General features: G+C 40.2%; 18 protein-coding genes and 1 pseudogene. 15 read left to right on the top strand and 4 right to left on the bottom strand.

Features of this window, described 5'->3' with window-relative positions:
• The first annotated feature begins 18 nt into the window (after positions 1-18).
• A complete protein-coding gene (locus ACT3S9_RS00820; RefSeq protein ID WP_441836172.1) occupies positions 19-354 on the top strand; it encodes a gamma-glutamylcyclotransferase family protein in 336 nt (111 codons plus the stop codon).
• Here the strand turns inward: ACT3S9_RS00820 and mtnA are convergent.
• The gene (mtnA, locus tag ACT3S9_RS00815) at positions 351-1,376 is read right to left on the bottom strand and encodes an S-methyl-5-thioribose-1-phosphate isomerase (RefSeq protein ID WP_441836171.1); all 1,026 of its coding nucleotides are present in this window, start codon (positions 1,374-1,376) and stop codon (positions 351-353) included. The two genes, ACT3S9_RS00820 and mtnA, sit on opposite strands and share 4 nt — an antisense overlap.
• Before the next feature lie 154 nt (positions 1,377-1,530).
• Between mtnA and mtnK the strand changes: the two genes are divergently transcribed.
• Positions 1,531-2,748, top strand: a complete 1,218-nt coding sequence (gene mtnK, locus ACT3S9_RS00810) for an S-methyl-5-thioribose kinase (RefSeq protein ID WP_441836170.1) — start codon at positions 1,531-1,533, stop codon at positions 2,746-2,748.
• Positions 2,749-2,829: 81 nt separating this feature from the next.
• Here the strand turns inward: mtnK and ACT3S9_RS00805 are convergent, their stop codons facing one another.
• From ACT3S9_RS00805 to ACT3S9_RS00795, 3 genes are all read right to left on the bottom strand, one after another.
• The gene (locus ACT3S9_RS00805) at positions 2,830-4,311 is read right to left on the bottom strand and encodes an FMN-binding glutamate synthase family protein (protein ID WP_441836169.1); all 1,482 of its coding nucleotides are present in this window, start codon (positions 4,309-4,311) and stop codon (positions 2,830-2,832) included.
• Positions 4,312-4,509: 198 nt separating this feature from the next.
• The gene (locus tag ACT3S9_RS00800; RefSeq protein WP_008466968.1) at positions 4,510-5,646 is read right to left on the bottom strand and encodes an ISAs1 family transposase; all 1,137 of its coding nucleotides are present in this window, start codon (positions 5,644-5,646) and stop codon (positions 4,510-4,512) included.
• 62 nt (positions 5,647-5,708) lie between these two features.
• Positions 5,709-7,490, bottom strand: a complete 1,782-nt coding sequence (locus ACT3S9_RS00795) for a DUF885 domain-containing protein (protein WP_444750655.1) — start codon at positions 7,488-7,490, stop codon at positions 5,709-5,711.
• A 357-nt stretch (positions 7,491-7,847) separates the two neighbouring features.
• Between ACT3S9_RS00795 and ACT3S9_RS00790 the strand changes: the two genes are divergently transcribed.
• From ACT3S9_RS00790 to ACT3S9_RS00730, 13 genes and pseudogenes are all read left to right on the top strand, one after another.
• Entirely contained in the window at positions 7,848-8,834 is a 987-nt protein-coding gene (locus ACT3S9_RS00790; protein WP_441836625.1) for a GGDEF domain-containing protein, read from the top strand.
• Between the two features lie 107 nt (positions 8,835-8,941).
• Positions 8,942-9,697: a bifunctional demethylmenaquinone methyltransferase/2-methoxy-6-polyprenyl-1,4-benzoquinol methylase UbiE gene (gene ubiE / locus ACT3S9_RS00785; protein WP_441994495.1), complete on the top strand. Its 756-nt coding sequence runs from the start codon at positions 8,942-8,944 to the stop codon at positions 9,695-9,697.
• 24 nt (positions 9,698-9,721) lie between these two features.
• Positions 9,722-10,321, top strand: coding sequence for a ubiquinone biosynthesis accessory factor UbiJ (locus ACT3S9_RS00780; RefSeq protein ID WP_441994496.1), 600 nt, complete (start codon positions 9,722-9,724; stop codon positions 10,319-10,321).
• 18 nt (positions 10,322-10,339) lie between these two features.
• Entirely contained in the window at positions 10,340-11,950 is a 1,611-nt protein-coding gene (gene ubiB / locus ACT3S9_RS00775) for a ubiquinone biosynthesis regulatory protein kinase UbiB (RefSeq protein WP_444750654.1), read from the top strand.
• Between the two features lie 68 nt (positions 11,951-12,018).
• Positions 12,019-12,258 (top strand): twin-arginine translocase TatA/TatE family subunit, encoded by a 240-nt coding sequence (gene tatA, locus ACT3S9_RS00770; RefSeq protein ID WP_441993600.1) that lies wholly within the window; start codon positions 12,019-12,021, stop codon positions 12,256-12,258.
• Positions 12,259-12,263: 5 nt separating this feature from the next.
• Complete coding sequence (tatB, locus tag ACT3S9_RS00765; protein WP_441835828.1) at positions 12,264-12,596, top strand: Sec-independent protein translocase protein TatB; 333 nt, start codon at positions 12,264-12,266, stop codon at positions 12,594-12,596.
• A gap of 50 nt (positions 12,597-12,646) precedes the next feature.
• Positions 12,647-13,387, top strand: coding sequence for a twin-arginine translocase subunit TatC (gene tatC / locus ACT3S9_RS00760; RefSeq protein ID WP_441835827.1), 741 nt, complete (start codon positions 12,647-12,649; stop codon positions 13,385-13,387).
• On the top strand, positions 13,388-13,903 hold the full coding sequence (locus tag ACT3S9_RS00755; RefSeq protein WP_444750653.1) for a hypothetical protein: 516 nt from the start codon (positions 13,388-13,390) through the stop codon (positions 13,901-13,903). It abuts the gene before it with no gap.
• Positions 13,900-14,685, top strand: coding sequence for a TatD family hydrolase (locus tag ACT3S9_RS00750; RefSeq protein WP_444751096.1), 786 nt, complete (start codon positions 13,900-13,902; stop codon positions 14,683-14,685). The genes ACT3S9_RS00755 and ACT3S9_RS00750 overlap by 4 nt, the downstream gene beginning before the upstream one ends.
• Positions 14,686-15,075: a GGDEF domain-containing protein gene (locus ACT3S9_RS00745; RefSeq protein WP_444750652.1), complete on the top strand. Its 390-nt coding sequence runs from the start codon at positions 14,686-14,688 to the stop codon at positions 15,073-15,075.
• 10 nt (positions 15,076-15,085) lie between these two features.
• The gene (hemB, locus tag ACT3S9_RS00740) at positions 15,086-16,093 is read left to right on the top strand and encodes a porphobilinogen synthase (protein ID WP_441994500.1); all 1,008 of its coding nucleotides are present in this window, start codon (positions 15,086-15,088) and stop codon (positions 16,091-16,093) included.
• Between the two features lie 335 nt (positions 16,094-16,428).
• Complete coding sequence (locus ACT3S9_RS00735; RefSeq protein ID WP_008466968.1) at positions 16,429-17,565, top strand: ISAs1 family transposase; 1,137 nt, start codon at positions 16,429-16,431, stop codon at positions 17,563-17,565.
• Between the two features lie 6 nt (positions 17,566-17,571).
• Positions 17,572-20,211 (top strand): annotated as a pseudogene (locus tag ACT3S9_RS00730) (ExeM/NucH family extracellular endonuclease); the annotation flags it as partial.
• Positions 20,212-20,251 lie beyond the last annotated feature (40 nt).

The raw sequence follows: 20,251 nt of genomic DNA, 5'->3' as shown, positions 1-20,251 counted from the left end.
ATAAGTAAAGGGATATAAATGCAAAAGCTATTCTCATACGGCACATTACAGTTTGAACAAGTACAGCTTGATACCTTTAACCGCTTGCTCGAAGGTGAAACTGATACTTTATCAGGCTATATCGTAAGTGAAGTAGAAATTACTGATGCCGCAGTACTTAAAAGTAGCGGACAGCGTTTTCACCCTGCGCTTATAAAAACAGGGCAAACAACCGACACTGTAACCGGCACCATTTTTAGCATTACCGAACAAGAGCTTGCCAATGCCGATAGCTATGAAGTTGACGACTACGTTCGTGTAGAAGAGATATTTAATACAGGTAACAGCGCTTGGGTGTATGTGGCAAAGGTTTAGAGTCTTCCTTTTAATTTACCGGCTAAGACTTGCTGCTGATTGTAAACGCCGGTATCGATCACCCAACCTGTAATTAACTTGGCTGGGGTAACATCAAATGCCGGATTGTAAACACTCGCGTTCGTTGGCGCCCACAGCGCTTCTCCAAAGCTCCCACTAACACCGCGTACTTCATTGCTATTACGTTGTTCTATTTCAATATCTGCGCCGCTTTCGGTATTTACGTCAAGTGTCGTAGTTGGTGCAACTACATAAAATGGGATGTTATGAAAGTGCGCCAATACAGCTAGATTATAGGTGCCAACTTTATTAGCGAAATCACCATTAGCAGCAATTCTGTCAGCGCCAACAAAAATTTTATCAACCTTGTCCGCAGCCATTAAGCTTGCGGCCATATTATCGCAAATTAAGGTATAAGGTACCTGCCAGCGCTCAAGCTCAAACGCGGTTAGTCGCCCGCCCTGCAATAGAGGCCTAGTTTCATCGACCCAAACATGAATATCGCCATGTTGTTGGTGCGCTTTATAAATAACCCCCAAAGCAGTACCAATTCCAGACGTTGCTAATGCGCCTGTATTACAGTGCGTAAGAATATTATCGCCGCTATTTACCAACTTAGCACCATGATTCGCCATACTTTCACATAATGCGATATCTTCATTAAATAACTGCACAGCAGTTTTAACAATCTCAGCAACATAATCATCGTGCTGCAAAGCAAGCCTTAACAGTGCCATGCAATGCATTAAGTTAACGGCTGTGGGGCGCGTAGCTTCCAGCTCGTTTATTGCTTGTTTCAGTTCACTCCTTTGCATTCCTTGCTCTGCTAAATGAGCAACTAATAAACTGGCTCCTAAGCCTATTAACGGCGCACCGCGTATTTTAAGGGTTAAGATTAAATCTCTCATCGTATTTACATCATTACACTCATGCCACGTTTGCTGATGCGGCAGTAAATACTGATCAAGCACGGTTAAGCAATTATTTTGGTATTTCAAGCTACTGGCTATGAGGTTTTGCATGCACGGTCTCGCATTATTTATTTAATACAAATGGAATAAACGCATTTTACATCACTTTATAAAACACACAACCTGGAAGTGTAGACATCTAAACGGTTGAGGGTATAGAATGCCATTATTTTTAAGTAAGTTATAAATTAGCGAGAATAACCCCATGGCCGAATACTTTGCGTTTAATGCCCAACATGCAGTTGATTATATTAAAAATATTGTAGAAGAAGACGGTTATGATTTTTTTCAGCCTGCACAAAAGCTCACAGCCTATGAGTTTGGTGATGGTAATTTAAACCTAGTATTTAGAATAAGTGATGAGCAAAACCGCAGTGTGATATTAAAACAAGCACTCCCCTACGCTCGCTGTGCAGGCGAATCGTGGCCATTAACTCTTGACAGAGCACGCATTGAAGCCGAAGTGTTACTTAATCATGGTGCGCATTGCCCTGAACACACAGCTAAAGTACTGCATTACAACCCATCACAGGCATTAACGGTTTTAGAAGACTTAAGCAATTTACAAATTTTGCGCGCAGCACAAATTAACGCTGAGCAATTTCCATTACTAGGCCAACATGTTGCCATCTATTTAAGTAAAACCGGTTTTTATAACTCTGACTTTTACTTAACCGCGCAAGATAAAAAAGCAAAAGTAAGTCAATTTAACAACCCAGAGCTGTGCCAAATTACCGAGGATTTATTTTTTAACGATATCCTTCGTGAGCATGAACGCAATAACTACCCCTGTGAATTACAAAGTACGGTTAATAAGCTACAAAATAATAAGGCACTTCATTTAGCTATAGCCAAACTAAAAGCACAGTTTTTATCTTGCCCGCAAACATTGTTACACGGTGATATGCACAGTGGCAGTATTTTTGTCGATCAAAACTCAACTAAGCTGATCGACCCTGAGTTTGGTTTTTTTGGTCCCGTAGGCTTTGATATTGGCTCATTTATCGGCAACTTGTTACTTAATTATTGTGCCCAAAATGGCCGTATAAGCGACTTTGTAGCTCGTCGTAATTATCAGTCTCATTTGTTAACTTGCTTGCAAGAAAGCTACGGTTTATTTGAACAGCAATGGCTTGAATTAATTGCCACACAAACTAATGATAACAATTTAAAAGCCGCGGGTTTCGGCGAGTACTTTATGCAACAAGTACTACAAGACGCGATTGGTTACTGTGGCACAGAATTGATTCGTCGTACCATTGGGTTAGCTCATGTGGCAGATATTGATGGTATTGAAGATGAAAAAGCGCGTCTAGAAGTACAGCGCCATACATTAGCTATTGGCGAGCAGTTAATACTCAACGCCCATACTTGTCACAATAAAAAAGATTTTTTCTCTTTACTCATCAGCCAACTAAACTAATGTCTTTTATAATTTCTTTGGTTCAAAGAATAAAGGCGCATTAAGCGCCTTTAATATTTAGCACTATATCAATTCACTTTTTTACTGATAGTTTTCATAGAGTTTATCTAGCGGCTCGGACAGGCCATTTTCTTGAACTACCCGTACATGTTGACGACCTAATTCACGCGCACTAAATACACCGCACGAATGCGCAATAAGCCCCGCGCCGTAGTGAATATACTTATTATAATTTGCTACACGTTGCGCTTTATCGGCCACATTTAACCCCCGTTGCAGCCGCTCGTTATGCGTTGTAATACCAGTGGGACAGGTATCTTTATTACATTGCATAGCTTGAATACAACCAAGCGCAAACATGTGTCCACGCGCCGAAACAACAAAGTCAGCGCCTAAAGCCAACGCCCAAGCCACTTTTGAAGGAACAATTAATTTACCTGAGGCAATAACTTTTACTCGCTCACGCAGGCCATGCTTTTCAAGCATATTAACCACTAACGGTAAGCTTTCTTTTAGAGGTAAGCCAACTGAATCTAGTAGTGGCTGAGGGGCAGCCCCCGTACCGCCATCAGCGCTATCAATAGTAATAAAGTCAGGCGCCGATTCTGGGCCGCGATGATTGATTTCGGCGAATAAGCTTTCAAGCCATGCATATGCACCAATCACGGCTTTAAATCCTGTGGGTTTACCTGTGATTTCACGAACCTTTGCAATCATATCAAGCAAGTCTGCGGGGGTTTTGACCTCAGGGTGACCATTTGGGCTAATTGAATCATGCCCCTCTGGAATACCGCGAATACTGGCGATTTCTGCACTCACTTTAGCACCCGGTAGCATCCCCCCTTTACCTGGTTTTGCGCCTTGGCTCATTTTTATTTCAAACATCTTAATTTGCTCATGAGCTGCAATGGCTTTTAGCTTATCTAAGCTTAATTTACCTTGCTCATCACGCACTCCATATTTTGCAGTACCAATTTGAAATACGATATCTGCACCACCTTCTAAGTGATACTGACTCAAACCTCCTTCACCGGTATTCATCCAGCAACCTGCTAGCTTTGCACCTTTTGACAATGCGCTAACCGCAGGTTTAGAAAGCGCCCCATAACTCATACCTGAAATATTAAATAACGATTGTGTACTGTAAGGCTTTTCACAGTATGGGCCTAACGTAACGGCGCTCGGCTCTAGCGCCTCTTCATCTAAGGTAGGAAAAGCACAATTCATAAACATGATAGTGCCGGTAACATCTAAACTTTGTGTAGAGCCAAAGGCACTAGTGCGATCGACATTTTTAGCCGCTTTATAAACCCAGCTACGATCTGCACGATTAAATGGCATCTCTTCACGATCCATAGCAAAGAAGTATTGGCGAAAAAACTCACCTTGGCGTTCAAAAAAATACCTAAAGCGCCCTATTACGGGGTAATTGCGTCGAATAGCCTGCTTTGACTGGGTAACATCACTTATGTAAAAGTAAATCACCACCAACACTAAACAACCCAACAGCACGATAAATAAGCTGGCAAACACATCAATACTAAAAATTATAAAGTCATTCATTCAACGCCCTTAATTAATAACTCTCCCACTTAAGAGAAAGAATATAAGTAGTTTAGATTTCAAGCAAAGCCTTTTAAATGAAAACGGCGCAATATATCCCGTATATGGATATAATTTAAAAAGTTACATCGCGCCGTATAGCTAATTACTAAACCATTATCAATCTATTACTGCGCTTTTTCTGCGAGTGCTTCACGGCTAGCGCATTTTAATCCCAGACTCTAGCAGGGTTGAGCGGTAATCATCGTCTAGCCCTGCCATTTTCTTTTTCCTCGCCATACTTGCTGACTTAGATGCATCTTGTTTAAAAAGCGCCATGGCTATCTTTCGCATTACATTAAACATTAATGGCCCTTGAAGTTTGCGTATTCTCGATTCATCTTCTCTGAAGTTCATATCAAGCATCCAATGCATGCTTTCAACCTGCCAGTGACTGCGTACTGCATTGAGTGCTTGCGCTGCATTTAAGTCTAATGAACTTATATACCAGCGTGTTTCAGTGGTATCCGACCCTGCCGACTTATCATGAACTTCAGCCCTGACCTTAATAATACTCGTTAAGCCAGGCCAACGATAATCCTTGCCTAGCCAGCTTTTATCTATAAGTAACTGCTGGCATGTACGTGTTTCAACACGCCCATGTCCTGAGCTTATTTCGGTATGTTCATCACAATTATGCTTAGTTAACCTTTCACGCTCGCACTTGTGCCACCACGCTTCTAGTTCCTTTTGCATGCCTGAATGATTACCTTTAAGTGCAAGAATATAATCTGCTTTTTGTTGGATGATTTGTTTTGCTATTTCTTGTTGGCATCCCATCGCATCTAACGTAATGATACTGTTTTCAATATCGAGCAGGGTGAGTAATTCTGGTATTGCGGTGATTTCATTTGTTTTATTATCAACAGCCGTCTGCCCAAGCACTAACTGGTGTTGGCAACTCCATGCACTGACCGTGTGTAAGGCACTTTTTCTGTCTTTTGTGGTAAATGAACGCCGTGCGGTTTTGCCATCGATAGCGATGATATCTGCACCTGTAGTTTCAATCAGTGATGATATCCAAGATTGAAATGCCCTTTCTATTTCATTTGCTTTTAACCGACACATGACGCGAGCAATCGTGTCATGTTTTGGAATTCCTGCGTTGAACGTGCCGTATTTTTTTAACCAATCAAGCTTTAGGTGCCCAAAGTCTTCAATATCTTCCCATCCTTCTGCACCAGAGAGTACAGCGCTAATAGCAAGGAGAAGAATATCGATAAGTTCATGCTTTTTACAACGTTCAATGCGAGGATCTGTAATTGAATTAAAATGTTTCAGAAAAGTAGTGCTCATATTTATGCGACCAAGTAATTATTATGCCTTGATCTGATCACTACTTGCTCTATAAGTTCAATTTATAATGATCTTGCCGTGGCGAGTGCTTTTTGAATATAAAGGTTTATTTGCTCTTCAAGAACTGACAATGGCACTGAGCCATGACGTAATATTTGATGGTGGAATTCGCGGATGTCAAAATCTTGCCCAAGCGCTTGCTCGGTCTCTTCACGTAAGCGCTTAATTGTTAGCTCACCAATTTTATAAGATAGTGCTTGCGCCGGCCATGAAATATAACGGTCAGTTTCAGTTTTAACGTTATGCAATGACAATGCTGTGTTTTCGCTCATAAACTTCATCGCTCGCTCACGGCTCCAACCATACATATGCATGCCCGTATCGACGACTAAACGCGCTGCCCGCCACATTTCATACGTTAGGCGACCAAAGTTACTATAAGGGTCTTGATAAAAGCCTGCTTCTAAGCCTAAATATTCAGAATATAAACCCCAGCCTTCTCCAAACGCTGATAAGTACGCATCTCGACGATAGCTTGGTAAATAATCAAGCTCTGCATTAAGTGATATTTGTAAGTGATGGCCTGGAACTGCCTCGTGCAATGTTAACGCCTCAAGTACATAAAGTGGGCGCTTATCTAATGCGTAGGTGTTCACCCAGTAATAACTGGCTTGATCGTCACGGTTTGAGCCTATATAGCGTCCTGTCGTGTATTTAGGCGCGATACTTTCAGGCACAGGCGCTACACCATAAGGCATTCTTGGCAGAGTATGAAAAAGCTTTGGCAATTGCGCATCCATTTTTTTAGCAATATAGGCAGCTTCTTTTAATAACTCTTCAGGTGTTTTTGCGTAAAATTGTGGATCAGTACGTAAAAAGTTAACAAATTCGGCAAACGTACCGTCAAAATCAACTTCTTTAATCACTTCATCCATTTCTGCGCGAATCCGTGCCACTTCTTTTAAACCCAGTTCATGAATCTCTTTAGGCGTCATGTCTGTGGTGGTGTAATATTTTGCACGATTAGCGTAAAATGCTTTACCGTTTGGTGTCGATGAAATACCAATATCACTGCGAGCAGCTGGCTGATATTGCTCATTAAAAAAGCTTAAATAGCCTTTATAAGCAGGCAGCACTTTATCACGAATCGTTTGCTTGGCTTGTTGCTGTAGGTCTTTAAACTCACTCTCGCTTAAACCTGCGGTATTATTTAAAAAAGGTTTATAAAATTCAGATTTTGTTACGTCATCAACAATATAAGCACTGATCGAGTCCTGATAACCTACTAGCACTGCTTTTGGCTGAGTAAGTCCAACTTCAATACCTTTTTTCATCCAGTTAATATTTTGCGTAAAAAAGCGAGGAACTTGCTGCAAACGCGCTAAATATACTTGGTATTCTGCCGGCTTTTTGTAATCAGAGCTATTAATCATAAAAGATAAACTAGAATGAAAGCCATATTCAGAAGTAAGCGGCATATAGTGGGTGTTAAACACATACTCATCGACACTATTTTGCACTTGCGCTCGGATAATAGTTAAATTAATACGATTTTGTTCTGACAACTTATCTTTATCAACCGCATCTAGCTGAGCGAGTAAGTCTGTATTTTTTTGATATTGCTGCGTTAAAAACTCCGCTGATAAATTAGGCAGTAAATAGCCATCAACACCCTCTTTATGCTTGTAAGGGTTAACGCTCTGACGATAATCAACAATAGATTGAGCTACTTGCGTAAACTGCTTGTCGGCATCAACTCGAGTTGCTTGACATGCACTTAAAGCACCGACAAGCGTGATAGCAACCACTGAATGACACAACTGGCGAGAAAAAGACTTTTTCATATAAATAGTTTCACTTTACTTTAATTATATACCCAACCTATCTTAGCTTAGCTAAAACACCAAACAAATGCGATCAAGAGCCTTAATTGAACGTTCAAAAATAACGCGGTAACGGCCTCATAGATGAGTCATAAAATGTTATATAAAATAGATTGTTGAGAAAACAAACTATTTGCTCTAAAAATTACAAATTTCACAGCTAAATTGTACTTTTTACTTTTAAAACGTAACGATAAAGATTAGTGTAATGCTATTGATACTTAATATCATCGCTTGGATGCCCAAACCCCCATGGAATGGTTAGTTTAGCTATTACGCTTATTTAATTGGTGTATTTAAATGATGTTCCATGACTCCATGGCTATTGCACAAGAAAAAATGACTCGAGTATGTCAGTTTTTAGAGCTGCACGTACTCCCTCCGTCGCCATTAAACTATAGCGTAATCTATCAATACATTAGTAAAAAAAACCCAAATTTAAATACCGAAATTGACCGTGCGCTTAAACAGAGGCAAACAATTGACTGCCTATATATCGAGCAGTTGTATTTTGAGTTTATGAACACTGCACACCAAGCAGAAACGGCCATAGTCAATAATGTTGATAACTTGCTCGGTTCACTTTCTCGTAACGCCAAAATTACAGAGCAAGAAGTGATACAGTTTGCCGATCAAGTAAATGACTGTGTTCATTCGCTTGATGAAAATAATGTCGCAAAAAGCCGCCAAGCATTAAACACATTTAGCAATAAAACAGCACATATACTCAATCAACATAAACAATTTAAATTGACGCTAACAAAAGCTAAGCAGCTTCACAGAAAAACCCAAAAACAACTAACAATGCTTCGCAAACAACATATAACCGATCAACAAACAGGTTTGTATAAGCGTCATTTCCTCAACCAACAGACTCAGCTTTGGCTAAATCAAAACAAGTCAATTTGCGTGATAGCCATTCAAATAGATAATCTTGACCATTTTATTAATAATTACGGTGATGTAATTGGTGAAGCCATTTTAAGTAAAGTGGCTAAGCAAATTAAAAAGTATGTTTTTGAAAGTGGCTTACCTGGCCGTACAGGTAAAGGCGAATTTACTGTGTTACTTGCTGATATTGATCCTGAAACTGCGAATATTATTGCCGAGAAAGTGCGTACCGGTGTAGAAAAGCTACGTTTTGTTAGCTCTAAAAGTGAGACAAAACTACCTACAATCGATATAAGTTTAGGTATCGCTAAGCATCATGATGAAGTTGATTTTAATAAGCTAGCTCGTAAAGCTTCTCTTGCAGCCCATAAAGCAAAATCACTTGGTCAAAGCAGTTTTATTGCCGGCCAATGACTTGCTCTAAATTAAGCTTGCTCCAAAAGCATTTTTTATATAATCAAATTGCACCCCACTACCACTATCAAGTACACTAGGCTGTATTGCCACGATAGAGAAAATTCATGAACGAAAATCAAGAAAAGACCACACATTTTGGCTACAAAACAGTTGCCGAAAACGACAAAGCGTCAATGGTTGCTGATGTATTTCATTCGGTTGCAGCAAAATATGATGTAATGAACGATTTAATGTCGTTTGGTATTCATCGTTTATGGAAGCGTCAAACTATTGCTAGCTCTGGCGTTCGTAAAGGGCATCATGTTCTTGATTTAGCTGGCGGCACCGGTGATTTAACCGCCAAATTTAGCCAGTTAGTCGGTGAAACGGGGCAAGTTGTTTTAGGCGATATTAACTCTTCAATGTTAAAAGTCGGCCGTGAAAAGCTACAAAATCAGGGCCTTGTCGGTAACATTGATTACGTACAAATGAACGCTGAAGCGCTTCCTTTTCCTGATAATAGCTTTAATTTAATCACCATTGCTTTTGGCCTTCGCAATGTCACCGACAAAGACAAAGCACTACGCTCAATGTACCGCATATTAAAACCGGGTGGTCGTTTACTGGTACTAGAATTTTCTAAACCAGAGCATGAAGCACTAAGTAAAGCCTATGATTTTTACTCATTTAATTTACTACCAACAATGGGTAAACTGGTTGCCAACGACAGCGAGTCTTATAAGTATTTAGCTGAATCTATCCGTATGCATCCCGATCAAGACACACTAAAAGCGATGATGGATGATGCGGGCTTTGAACAAACCACTTATCAAAACCTAACCGGCGGTATTGTCGCACTACATCGTGGTTTTAAATACTAACGGTCAATTTTAATAGGAGGAGTGATGTTATCAAATCTAGTTATCGCGCTAATTGAGCGTATTATTAACACCACTCTGGCACTTGATAAAAACCTTCTTACGCAATTAAAAAAAGTTGAACATCAACGCTTATTAGTTGAAATACGTGACTGGCAACAACACTTATTGATTGTATTTTCAGCTCAACATTTGCATTTATACTTAAGTGATGATCAACACGGCGATTGCATGATCAGCGCAGATATAGAAACTCTTATCGCCCTAAAAGATCCGAGTGTTTTAACCCAGCTTATTCGCCAAGATAAACTCGATTTACAAGGCGACCTTAATGTAGCACAAGCTTACAGCAATGCTTTTGCCAACATTGATATTGATTGGCCTGAACACGCCTCGAGGTACTTAGGTGATGCAGGTGCCCAGCAATTGCACTTAATAATACAAAAATTAAAAAACCAAAATACCAAGTCCCTTGCACAACTTTCAAATACGATTACAAGCCTTTGCCAAGATGAGCTTAACGTAACTATTCACCCACTTGAACTTGAGCAATTAAAACAGCAAAACCGCCAATTAAAAAGCCGAACTGCGCAACTTGAAATGCGCATTAATCAGTTACTTAAATAAAATCAGTAAGGATTTTTCGTGTCTACAGCTAGGCTCTATAACATAACTAAAACCTTGCTTAATTACGGCTTAGACGAGCTGATCCCAAAGCATAAGTTTCCATGGTACGGTAAGTTAGGCCGAAAATGTTTATTTTGGTTTCGTAATAAACATCCTGATAAACCAGCAGGCCTGCGATTACGTTTAGCCTTACAAGAACTTGGGCCGGTGTGGATAAAGTTTGGCCAGATGCTCTCAACGAGACGTGACTTATTACCTCAGGATATCGCAGTTGAACTTACTTTACTGCAAGACCAAGTACAGCCCTTTGAGGGTGAACTGGCGCAAAAAATCATTGAAAAAGCCCTGGGTATTCATGATATTAGTGAACACTTTAGCAATTTTAACCAAATGCCTTTAGCGTCGGCATCTATAGCACAAGTGCATACCGCTACGTTGGTTGATGAAAAAAATCTGCCGCAAGATGTCGTCATTAAAGTTATTCGTCCTAATATCAAAAGCCAAATTGATGCCGATTTAGCGTTAATGGAAAAGTTTGCTCATATCATTGCCAAACTACTTAGCGAAGCCAAACGTTTACGCCCTGTTGAAGTAGTAAAAGAATACAAAAAAACGTTGCTCGATGAACTCGACTTAATGCGCGAAGGCGCTAATGGTATCCAGCTAAAGCGTAACTTTGAAGGCTCAGATTCACTTTATATCCCCTATGTTTACAGTGACTATAGTCGGGTAAATATACTGGTAATGGAGCGAATTTATGGCATTCCAGTTTCGGACACTGACGCCCTGATTGCGCAAAACACTAATATGAAGCTACTCGCTGAACGTGGTGTTGAGGTTTTTTTCACCCAGGTGTTTCGTGATAGTTTTTTTCATGCAGATATGCACCCTGGTAACGTTTTTGTTTCGTATGAAACACCAGAAAACCCTAAGTTTATAGGCATAGACTGCGGTATTGTTGGTACACTCAGTAAAGAAGATAAGCGCTACCTTGCCGAAAACTTTATAGCCTTTTTTAACCGAGATTATCGCCAAGTAGCGCAGCTGCATGTGGACTCCGGCTGGGTACCCGCTGACACCAGTATTGAAGAGTTTGAGTTTGCTATACGTACCGTGTGTGAACCTATTTTTAATAAACCATTGGCAGAAATTTCATTTGGTCACGTACTTGTGAATCTATTTAATACCGCTCGTCGTTTTAATATGCAGGTTCAGCCTCAGTTAGTGTTATTACAAAAAACGTTGCTGTATGTAGAGGGGCTTGGACGACAACTTTACCCGCAACTTGATCTATGGAAAACAGCTAAACCCTTTTTAGAAGAATGGGTTAAACAACAAGTGGGTCCTTGGTCAGTGCTCAAACAAGTTTATGCAAACTTACCATTTTGGGCTGAAAAAATGCCTGAATTACCGGATCTAATTTACTATAATTTAAAGCAGCAACAAAAAGCGCCTATTACAGCACCAATTGTGAGTACATCACAAAAACCTCTTTTAATTGGCGTTTTTTCTGCAGCTGCTATGATAGTCTCAGGGCTATGCTACTTACAGCATGATACGATTGCTGCTCTTATTGCAGGGGTTGCATCCTTAACAGGTTTTATAATCGCTTGGCGAAACGCATCATAAACTAAGTGCTATTTAATGCTTGGTAAGTATAATCAGTTATAACAATATTAATTCAATTGGAGAGCATAATGGGTTTTAGCGGTATCAGTATTTGGCAATTATTAATTGTTTTAGCAATCATCATACTACTTTTTGGCACAAAAAAATTACGTGGCATCGGTGGCGACTTAGGTAATGCTGTTAAAGGTTTTAAAAAAGCTGTTTCAGAAGATGAATCCAAGAAAACAGAACAGTTAGACGACGTTGAACCTACCTCAGTGCATGAAAAAGAGTCAGCTGAAACTAAGAAAGAAGATAATAAGGCCTAACTGCAATGGGAATGTGGGAGTTAATCATCGTTTTAATTGTAGGCCTGCTTGTTTTAGGTCCTGACCGGCTACCTGTTGCAGTTCGCACAGTAAGCCAATGGATTAAAAACATAAAATCAATGGCTAATTCTGTTAAGGCTGAAGTTAATGAAGAGCTTCGAGTACATGAGCTACATCAAAACCTCAAAAAAGCTGAGCAGAAAAATATGCAAGATCTTAGCCCAGCCTTACAGGATTCATTCGATGAATTAAAAAATGCTGCTGACTCGGTTACCCATAGCTATAAAAAAACACCTCCAGAACAACCAGAAAAAGCTATTGATAATGAAAAAAAATGAAATTACTTCCGCTATTTGTAGCCAACTAATTAAGTAATGAGTTAAATAATATGACGGAGCAAGCTAAGTCAGGTTTTATTAGCCATTTAATTGAGTTGCGTAACCGGTTAATGAAAGCATTACTGACAGTACTGATTATTTTTATATCATTAGTTTATTTTGCTAATGATATTTATAGTTTTGTTGCCGCGCCACTGGTTGCACATTTACCAAGCACGGCAACCATGATAGCAACCGATGTTACAGCGCCATTTTTCGCGCCGTTTAAATTAACTCTATTCGTCGCTATTTTTGCAGCAATACCGATGATATTGCATCAAGTTTGGGGGTTTATTGCCCCTGGTTTATATCAACATGAAAAGCGCATGTTCACGCCTATTTTAGCATCAAGTGTTTTGCTATTTTATGGTGGTATCGCTTTTTGCTATTTTATTGTGTTGCCAATTATTTTAGGCTTTTTTACCAGTACGGGGCCTGAAATGATGACATTAGCACCAGATATAAGCAGCTATCTAAGCTTTGCATTAAAACTGTTTTTTGCTTTTGGTGTCGCGTTTGAAATACCCGTAGCCATTATGTTGCTATGTTGGAGTGGCGCCACAACAACCCAAAGCTTAAAAGAAAAACGACCATATATTGTGGTTGGGGTATTTGTTATTGCAATGTTTTTAACCCCACCTGATGTGCTGTCACAAGCCTTATTAGCATTTCCTATGCTATTGTTATTTGAACTGGGTTTAATTTTAGCTGCCTTTTATACAGCAAAGCCACAACAGGAATCCGAGGAATAAATGAAAATACAACTATTACCCCTACTTACATTAATAAGTGTGACTACAATGGCACACGCTGAGGAAGTTAATTTACAAGCACTACACGCTTGTGCATTTGTTGAAAATGACACTAATCGTCTACTCTGTTACGACAATACTATGGCGGGCAAGTCTTTGAGCCGTAAAGATGCGACTATGGTGCCAGTCAGCGCTTCTTCAAATAAGCCTGAAGCTGCAAATGCTGCGGTAGCATCAAGCCCCGAAGCTAAGAACAAAAACTTTGGCTTAGAGCACAAAGAAGTGGCCAAAGATAATGACGATGAGATCAAAGTAATCGTTAAAAGTGTCGATGAAGCACCTTATGGCGAGTTAATTATCACCTTAGAGAACGGCCAACAATGGCGTCAAATTGGGTCTGACAACATCCGTATTTCAAGTAGTGACAAAGTTATTATTAGCCGTGGTATGTTCAACTCATTCTTACTAAAAAAAGAAGGACAAAACCGCTCTATTCGCGTTAAGCGTATCCAATAATGCAGCCACTCATTGATGCGGGCGTTAACTTAACTAACCATCAATTTGATGGCCTGCATGATCATATCATTGTTCGCGCAAACGCAGCCAATGTAACCAATATGCTGTTAATTGGCTGCGACTTACAAAGCAGCCAAGACGTTTTAACACTCGCTAAAAAGTATCGATATTACGCGACGGCAGGCGTACACCCCCACGACGCAAAATCAGCTGACGAACATTTTATTGAAAAGCTTAGCAGCTTGCTACAACAACCAGAAGTCGTGGCTGTTGGTGAGTGTGGGCTTGATTATAATCGCGACTTTTCACCTAGAAATATTCAACGTGAGGTTTTTTCAAAGCAACTTGATCTTGCTAAAAAACTGAATAAGCCCGTTTATTTACATGAGCGTGATGCAAGCAAAGATATGCTCGCTATTTTAAAAGAGCATTCTGTTAACGGAGTTTTACACTGTTTTACAGGTGACAAAAACGCTTTAGATAGCTACTTAAACCAAGGTTTATATATTGGTATTACTGGCTGGGTATGTGATGAACGCCGAGGAAAAGAGCTACAACAGCTTATCCCTGACATTCCACTTGAGCGATTATTAATTGAGACAGACGCGCCTTTTTTAATCCCTCGTACTATCTCACCAAAGCCTAAATCACGTCGAAACGAGCCGAGTTATTTAGCCTATGTTTGCGACACAATCGCTACGCTCAAAAAACTTAGCTTTGATGACGTTGCAAAACAAACTACAGCTAACTTTCAACAGTTATTTGTCAATAAGACTAACTAAATGAAGGCATTTTGGGGAGCTATTGCCACAGTACTGCTGACTTTGTCTCTTTCGGGGATTGCCAACACTGTTACCGCAGATGAGCACTTTATCCATGCTACGGATTTAAAATTCAACGATACCGTAAAACCAGGGCTTGTGGCATTACTTCCTAACACTGCGCTAGATAGTGCGATAGAAATCGCCAAGACTATTTGCCAATCAGTTACCAAAATGAATATAACCGCTACTAATAGCAGTATCAGTTTTACAATAAGTGCAGGGGGTTATAGCGCCATTGCCAACGATATTAATAACCCAGAATTATTCACTAATTATGCAGGTAAAGCGCTTTATCCAGCCAAGAAAAGTGCCCAAAATCGCGTAGTTAATTTTCCAATTTTAGACTAGGAGCACAATAATGGCCCAATCAGGTCTCGATCTTTTCCCTTATACTCGTATGCGCAGAATGCGCCGCGATAACTTTTCGCGCCGCTTAATGGCAGAAAATCAGCTAACTGTGAACGACTTAATATTTCCGGTATTTGTACTCGAAGGTAAAAACCGCCGAGAAACTATCGACTCAATGCCTGGCATTGAGCGTTTATCTATTGATTTATTGCTTGAAGAAGCTAGAGAACTAGTAGATTTAGGTGTGCCTGCGGTAGCACTTTTCCCTGTAACACCATCAGACAAAAAGTCATTACTTGCTGAAGAAGCTTACAATGATAATGGTTTAGTACAACGTACCGTGCGTGCACTTAAAGAAGCGTTTCCTGAACTTGGTGTTATTACTGATGGAGCTCTTGATCCATTTACTACACACGGCCAAGACGGCATTATCGATGATAATGGCTATGTTATAAACGATGTAACCACTGAAATCTTAGTTAAACAAGCACTATCTCATGCCCAGGCTGGCGCAGATGTTGTTGCTCCATCAGATATGATGGATGGCCGTATTTACGCAATTCGCGAAGCTCTCGAAGCTGACGGCTTTATTCATACCCGCATTATGGCGTATTCAGCTAAATATGCATCTAGCTATTATGGCCCATTCAGAGACGCTATCGGTTCTGCTGGTAACTTAAAAGGGGCCGATAAAAAGACCTACCAGATGGATCCTGCCAACTCTGATGAAGCAATTCGTGAAGTCGCACTCGATCTTCAAGAAGGCGCCGATATGGTAATGGTTAAGCCAGGTATGCCTTATTTAGATATTGTACGTCGCGTTAAAGATGACTTTGGTGTACCAACCTTTGCTTACCAAGTCAGTGGCGAATACGCGATGCATAAAGCCGCTATTGATAACGGCTGGCTAAGTGAGGAAGCGACTATTATGGAATCTTTATTAGCATTTAAGCGTGCAGGTGCAGACGGTATTTTAACTTACTTTGCAAAGCAGGCTGCTCGCTACTTAAGTAAGTGATAAAAGCATTTTGCAAATAAAAAAGGGCTATATAGCCCTTTTTTATATTTATAACCTCACCATTGTTAATGTTTTGTATTCTATTTGTAATCATTTTTCCCTACACTAATAATCCCATTTGGGGAAACAAAAAAACACGGGAAAAAATAATAATGTTGAAAACAAAAATAACGCCATTGGCACTTGTATTAGCAAGTCTCAGTACACCAGCCTCAGCTAACCTCATTATTTCAGAGTATATTGAAGGTAGTTCTCACGGCAAGATCATTATAAATTGAACTTATAGAGCAAGTAGTGATCAGATCAAGGCATAATAATTACTTGGTCGCATAAATATGAGCACTACTTTTCTGAAACATTTTAATTCAATTACAGATCCTCGCATTGAACGTTGTAAAAAGCATGAACTTATCGATATTCTTCTCCTTGCTATTAGCGCTGTACTCTCTGGTGCAGAAGGATGGGAAGATATTGAAGACTTTGGGCACCTAAAGCTTGATTGGTTAAAAAAATACGGCACGTTCAACGCAGGAATTCCAAAACATGACACGATTGCTCGCGTCATGTGTCGGTTAAAAGCAAATGAAATAGAAAGGGCATTTCAATCTTGGATATCATCACTGATTGAAACTACAGGTGCAGATATCATCGCTATCGATGGCAAAACCGCACGGCGTTCATTTACCACAAAAGACAGAAAAAGTGCCTTACACACGGTCAGTGCATGGAGTTGCCAACACCAGTTAGTGCTTGGGCAGACGGCTGTTGATAATAAAACAAATGAAATCACCGCAATACCAGAATTACTCACCCTGCTCGATATTGAAAACAGTATCATTACGTTAGATGCGATGGGATGCCAACAAGAAATAGCAAAACAAATCATCCAACAAAAAGCAGATTATATTCTTGCACTTAAAGGTAATCATTCAGGCATGCAAAAGGAACTAGAAGCGTGGTGGCACAAGTGCGAGCGTGAAAGGTTAACTAAGCATAATTGTGATGAACATACCGAAATAAGCTCAGGACATGGGCGTGTTGAAACACGTACATGCCAGCAGTTACTTATAGATAAAAGCTGGCTAGGCAAGGATTATCGTTGGCCTGGCTTAACGAGTATTATTAAGGTCAGGGCTGAAGTTCATGATAAGTCGGCAGGGTCGGATACCACTGAAACACGCTGGTATATAAGTTCATTAGACTTAAATGCAGCGCAAGCACTCAATGCAGTACGCAGTCACTGGCAGGTTGAAAGCATGCATTGGATGCTTGATATGAACTTCAGAGAAGATGAATCGAGAATACGCAAACTTCAAGGGCCATTAATGTTTAATGTAATGCGAAAGATAGCCATGGCGCTTTTTAAACAAGATGCATCTAAGTCAGCAAGTATGGCGAGGAAAAAGAAAATGGCAGGGCTAGACGATGATTACCGCTCAACCCTGCTAGAGTCTGGGATTAAAATGCGCTAGCCGTGAGGTAGTTCTAATAATAAAGCAATCGAACTTTACAATACGTCGAGTGGCGAGCTTTCACTTGATGGTTATAACCTGTCTCTTTATTCAAACGGAAATCCCGATCTAGCAAGTCCAAATAATACCCTTGATTTAACAGGTAGCTTAGCTGCTGATGGCACTTTTGTTATTGTAAATGCAGGCTCTGGAGACGAACTCAAAGGGAAAGCGAGTATTGAATCAACTGTAACTTACTTCAATGGTAACGACGCACTCGTACTTACTAAGGATGGCATTATTGTCGATAGTTTTGGACAGCTCGGCTTTGATCCTGGCTCATCATGGTCTGAAGGTGGCGTATCAACAGTGAATAAAACACTACGTCGCAAAGCTGATATTACAGCTGGACGAAGTACTGCTACAGATACTTTCAACCCAAGTGAAGAATGGGAGCAATTTGATCAAGATGACTTTTCAAATATTGGCCTTTATGATGAAGAAACAGAACCAACACCGGAACCCGAGCCAGTTGCACCTCTAGAGTGTGGCACAACTAAAACCCTGATCAATGTAATTCAAGGTGAAGGTGGTGATAGCACATTATTAAATACTGAAGTTGAGCTTGAAGGCATTGTAACTGCTGATTTTCAAGGCACTGAACAATTAGGTGGTTTCTTTATTACATCGCTAGATGCTGACATAGATACAAACCCTTTAACGTCTGAAGGAGTGTTTGTTTACTTTGCTGATACAGCTGTCGATATTGGTGACCACATACGCGTTAAAGGAAGTGTCGCTGAGTACTTTAACGCCACACAAATTGGTGATGTTAGCCAAGTGGAAGTATGCGCTACAAGCCTAACAACTACAGCAACTAAAATAGCATTACCTGTTACAGATGTAGCTGATTTAGAAGCCTATGAAGGCATGCTTGTTAGTCTAGAGCAACCATTAATGGTAACGAACAACTATGGTTTAGGCCGTTACGGGGAAGTAGGTCTTGCAACTGAGCGCCTATACCAAGGTACTCAAATTGCTCTGCCTGGTGATGCAGCTAATACTATTGAAGCCGAAAATCTCAAAAAGCAAATTTTACTCGATGATGGCTCAACAAAGCAAAACCTTGATCCAGTTTCATACCCTAACGCAGGTTTAGATGCATATAACACTCTGCGCCTTGGTGATACAGTAAATGCCATTACGGGTGTTATGGGATACAGCTTTGATCGCTACCGTATTCACCCAACACTACAACCGAGCTTTGTCGCCACTAACCCACGTACCGAGGCTCCAGAGCTACATACTGATGCTGACCTTCGTATCGCAAGCTTTAATGTACTTAACTACTTTAACGGCGATGGCCAAGGTGCAGGATTTCCAACCAGCCGTGGTGCAAGCAGTGAAGCAGAGCTTATTCGTCAAGAAGCCAAGATTGTTAGTGCTATTGTAGCAATAGACGCTGATGTGATCGGTTTAATGGAAATCGAAAATGATGGCTTTGGTGCAAATAGCGCTATTGCGAGCCTAGTTAATGCGTTAAATAATGAAGATAGTCATAATGAATACGCATTTGTTGATTTCAATGTAGATAAAATTGGCACTGATGAAATAACAACTGCACTCATTTACCGTGCTAATAAAGTAGTGCAATACGGCACGGCTGCAATCACAACCCAATACCCATTTGACTATAGTAATCGAGCTCCTATCGCACAAAGTTTCAAATCAATTGATTCTGAAGAAGTATTTACTGTTGCTGTAGCGCATCTAAAGTCAAAAGGAAGTTGTGGTAGCGCAGACGGTAACAATGCTGATTTAGGTGATGGTCAAGCATGTTGGAATGAAATTCGAGTTGTAGGAGCTAATGCATTCGCAGACTGGTTAGATAACAAGCCTACTGGTATTGAAGATGATGACATTATTTTAGTCGGTGATATGAATGCTTATGCTATGGAAGATCCAATTCGCGCATTTGCTGATAAAGGCTATAAAAACGTAGTTGCTGAGCTAGATGGCGATACTAAAGGATACTCGTATAGCTTCTCAGGACGTATTGGTAGCCTTGATCATGCTGTAGCAAGCGAGAGCTTACTTGCTAAAGTAGTTGCCGCAAAATATTGGCATATCAATGCCGACGAGCCTATTAGTCTTGATTACAATGTGGAGTTTCAATCTGATTCACAAGTTGCTAGCTTGTACGCAGATAACGCATATCGTGCTTCGGATCATGATCCCGTAATTATTGATATTCAATCTACACCCGCTGCTGAACCTATTCCTGAGCCACAAGCTCCGGAGCTAGATCCTGAGCAGAACTTTAACATCAGCGAAAATAGTCCAATAGGTACAGTCATTGGCCAATTAAGATTTTCTGATGCTGATGCACAGTACACACCTGTTGTGGGCTTTATAGTATCTGGCCACAATGCAATAACTATTGATGAACAAGGACGATTAATCGTTGCAGACGATTTAGATTTTGAACTTGAAAGGAAAATAACATTAATGGTACAAGCTAAAGACAGTGCTGGTAACCTATCAAACGCGCAACTTATCTATATTAATATTCATAGTGATGAACCAAGTAATGGAGATTCTGGCTCATTGTTTTGGTTAACTTTATTAGCATTACCGTTAACACTGTTACGCCGTAAAAAAGCATAACAAAAAAATATTGACTAGGGGCTGTTGATCTTTGTAGTAC

Source organism: Pseudoalteromonas sp. AOP31-A2-14, assembly GCF_052378035.1.
Lineage (GTDB): Bacteria > Pseudomonadota > Gammaproteobacteria > Enterobacterales > Alteromonadaceae > Pseudoalteromonas.
The sequence above is the reverse complement of the archived record's forward strand: the minus strand, read 5'-3'. Positions and strand labels throughout refer to the sequence as shown.

Coding starts and splice junctions, on each gene's coding strand:
- ACT3S9_RS00820 (WP_441836172.1), top strand. CDS start 19: ATGCAAAAGCTATTCTCATACGGCACATTACAGTTTGAACAAGTACAG.
- mtnA (WP_441836171.1), bottom strand. CDS start 1,376: ATGCAAAACCTCATAGCCAGTAGCTTGAAATACCAAAATAATTGCTTA.
- mtnK (WP_441836170.1), top strand. CDS start 1,531: ATGGCCGAATACTTTGCGTTTAATGCCCAACATGCAGTTGATTATATT.
- ACT3S9_RS00805 (WP_441836169.1), bottom strand. CDS start 4,311: ATGAATGACTTTATAATTTTTAGTATTGATGTGTTTGCCAGCTTATTT.
- ACT3S9_RS00800 (WP_008466968.1), bottom strand. CDS start 5,646: ATGAGCACTACTTTTCTGAAACATTTTAATTCAATTACAGATCCTCGC.
- ACT3S9_RS00795 (WP_444750655.1), bottom strand. CDS start 7,490: ATGAAAAAGTCTTTTTCTCGCCAGTTGTGTCATTCAGTGGTTGCTATC.
- ACT3S9_RS00790 (WP_441836625.1), top strand. CDS start 7,848: ATGGCTATTGCACAAGAAAAAATGACTCGAGTATGTCAGTTTTTAGAG.
- ubiE (WP_441994495.1), top strand. CDS start 8,942: ATGAACGAAAATCAAGAAAAGACCACACATTTTGGCTACAAAACAGTT.
- ACT3S9_RS00780 (WP_441994496.1), top strand. CDS start 9,722: ATGTTATCAAATCTAGTTATCGCGCTAATTGAGCGTATTATTAACACC.
- tatA (WP_441993600.1), top strand. CDS start 12,019: ATGGGTTTTAGCGGTATCAGTATTTGGCAATTATTAATTGTTTTAGCA.
- tatB (WP_441835828.1), top strand. CDS start 12,264: ATGGGAATGTGGGAGTTAATCATCGTTTTAATTGTAGGCCTGCTTGTT.
- tatC (WP_441835827.1), top strand. CDS start 12,647: ATGACGGAGCAAGCTAAGTCAGGTTTTATTAGCCATTTAATTGAGTTG.
- ACT3S9_RS00755 (WP_444750653.1), top strand. CDS start 13,388: ATGAAAATACAACTATTACCCCTACTTACATTAATAAGTGTGACTACA.
- ACT3S9_RS00745 (WP_444750652.1), top strand. CDS start 14,686: ATGAAGGCATTTTGGGGAGCTATTGCCACAGTACTGCTGACTTTGTCT.
- hemB (WP_441994500.1), top strand. CDS start 15,086: ATGGCCCAATCAGGTCTCGATCTTTTCCCTTATACTCGTATGCGCAGA.
- ACT3S9_RS00735 (WP_008466968.1), top strand. CDS start 16,429: ATGAGCACTACTTTTCTGAAACATTTTAATTCAATTACAGATCCTCGC.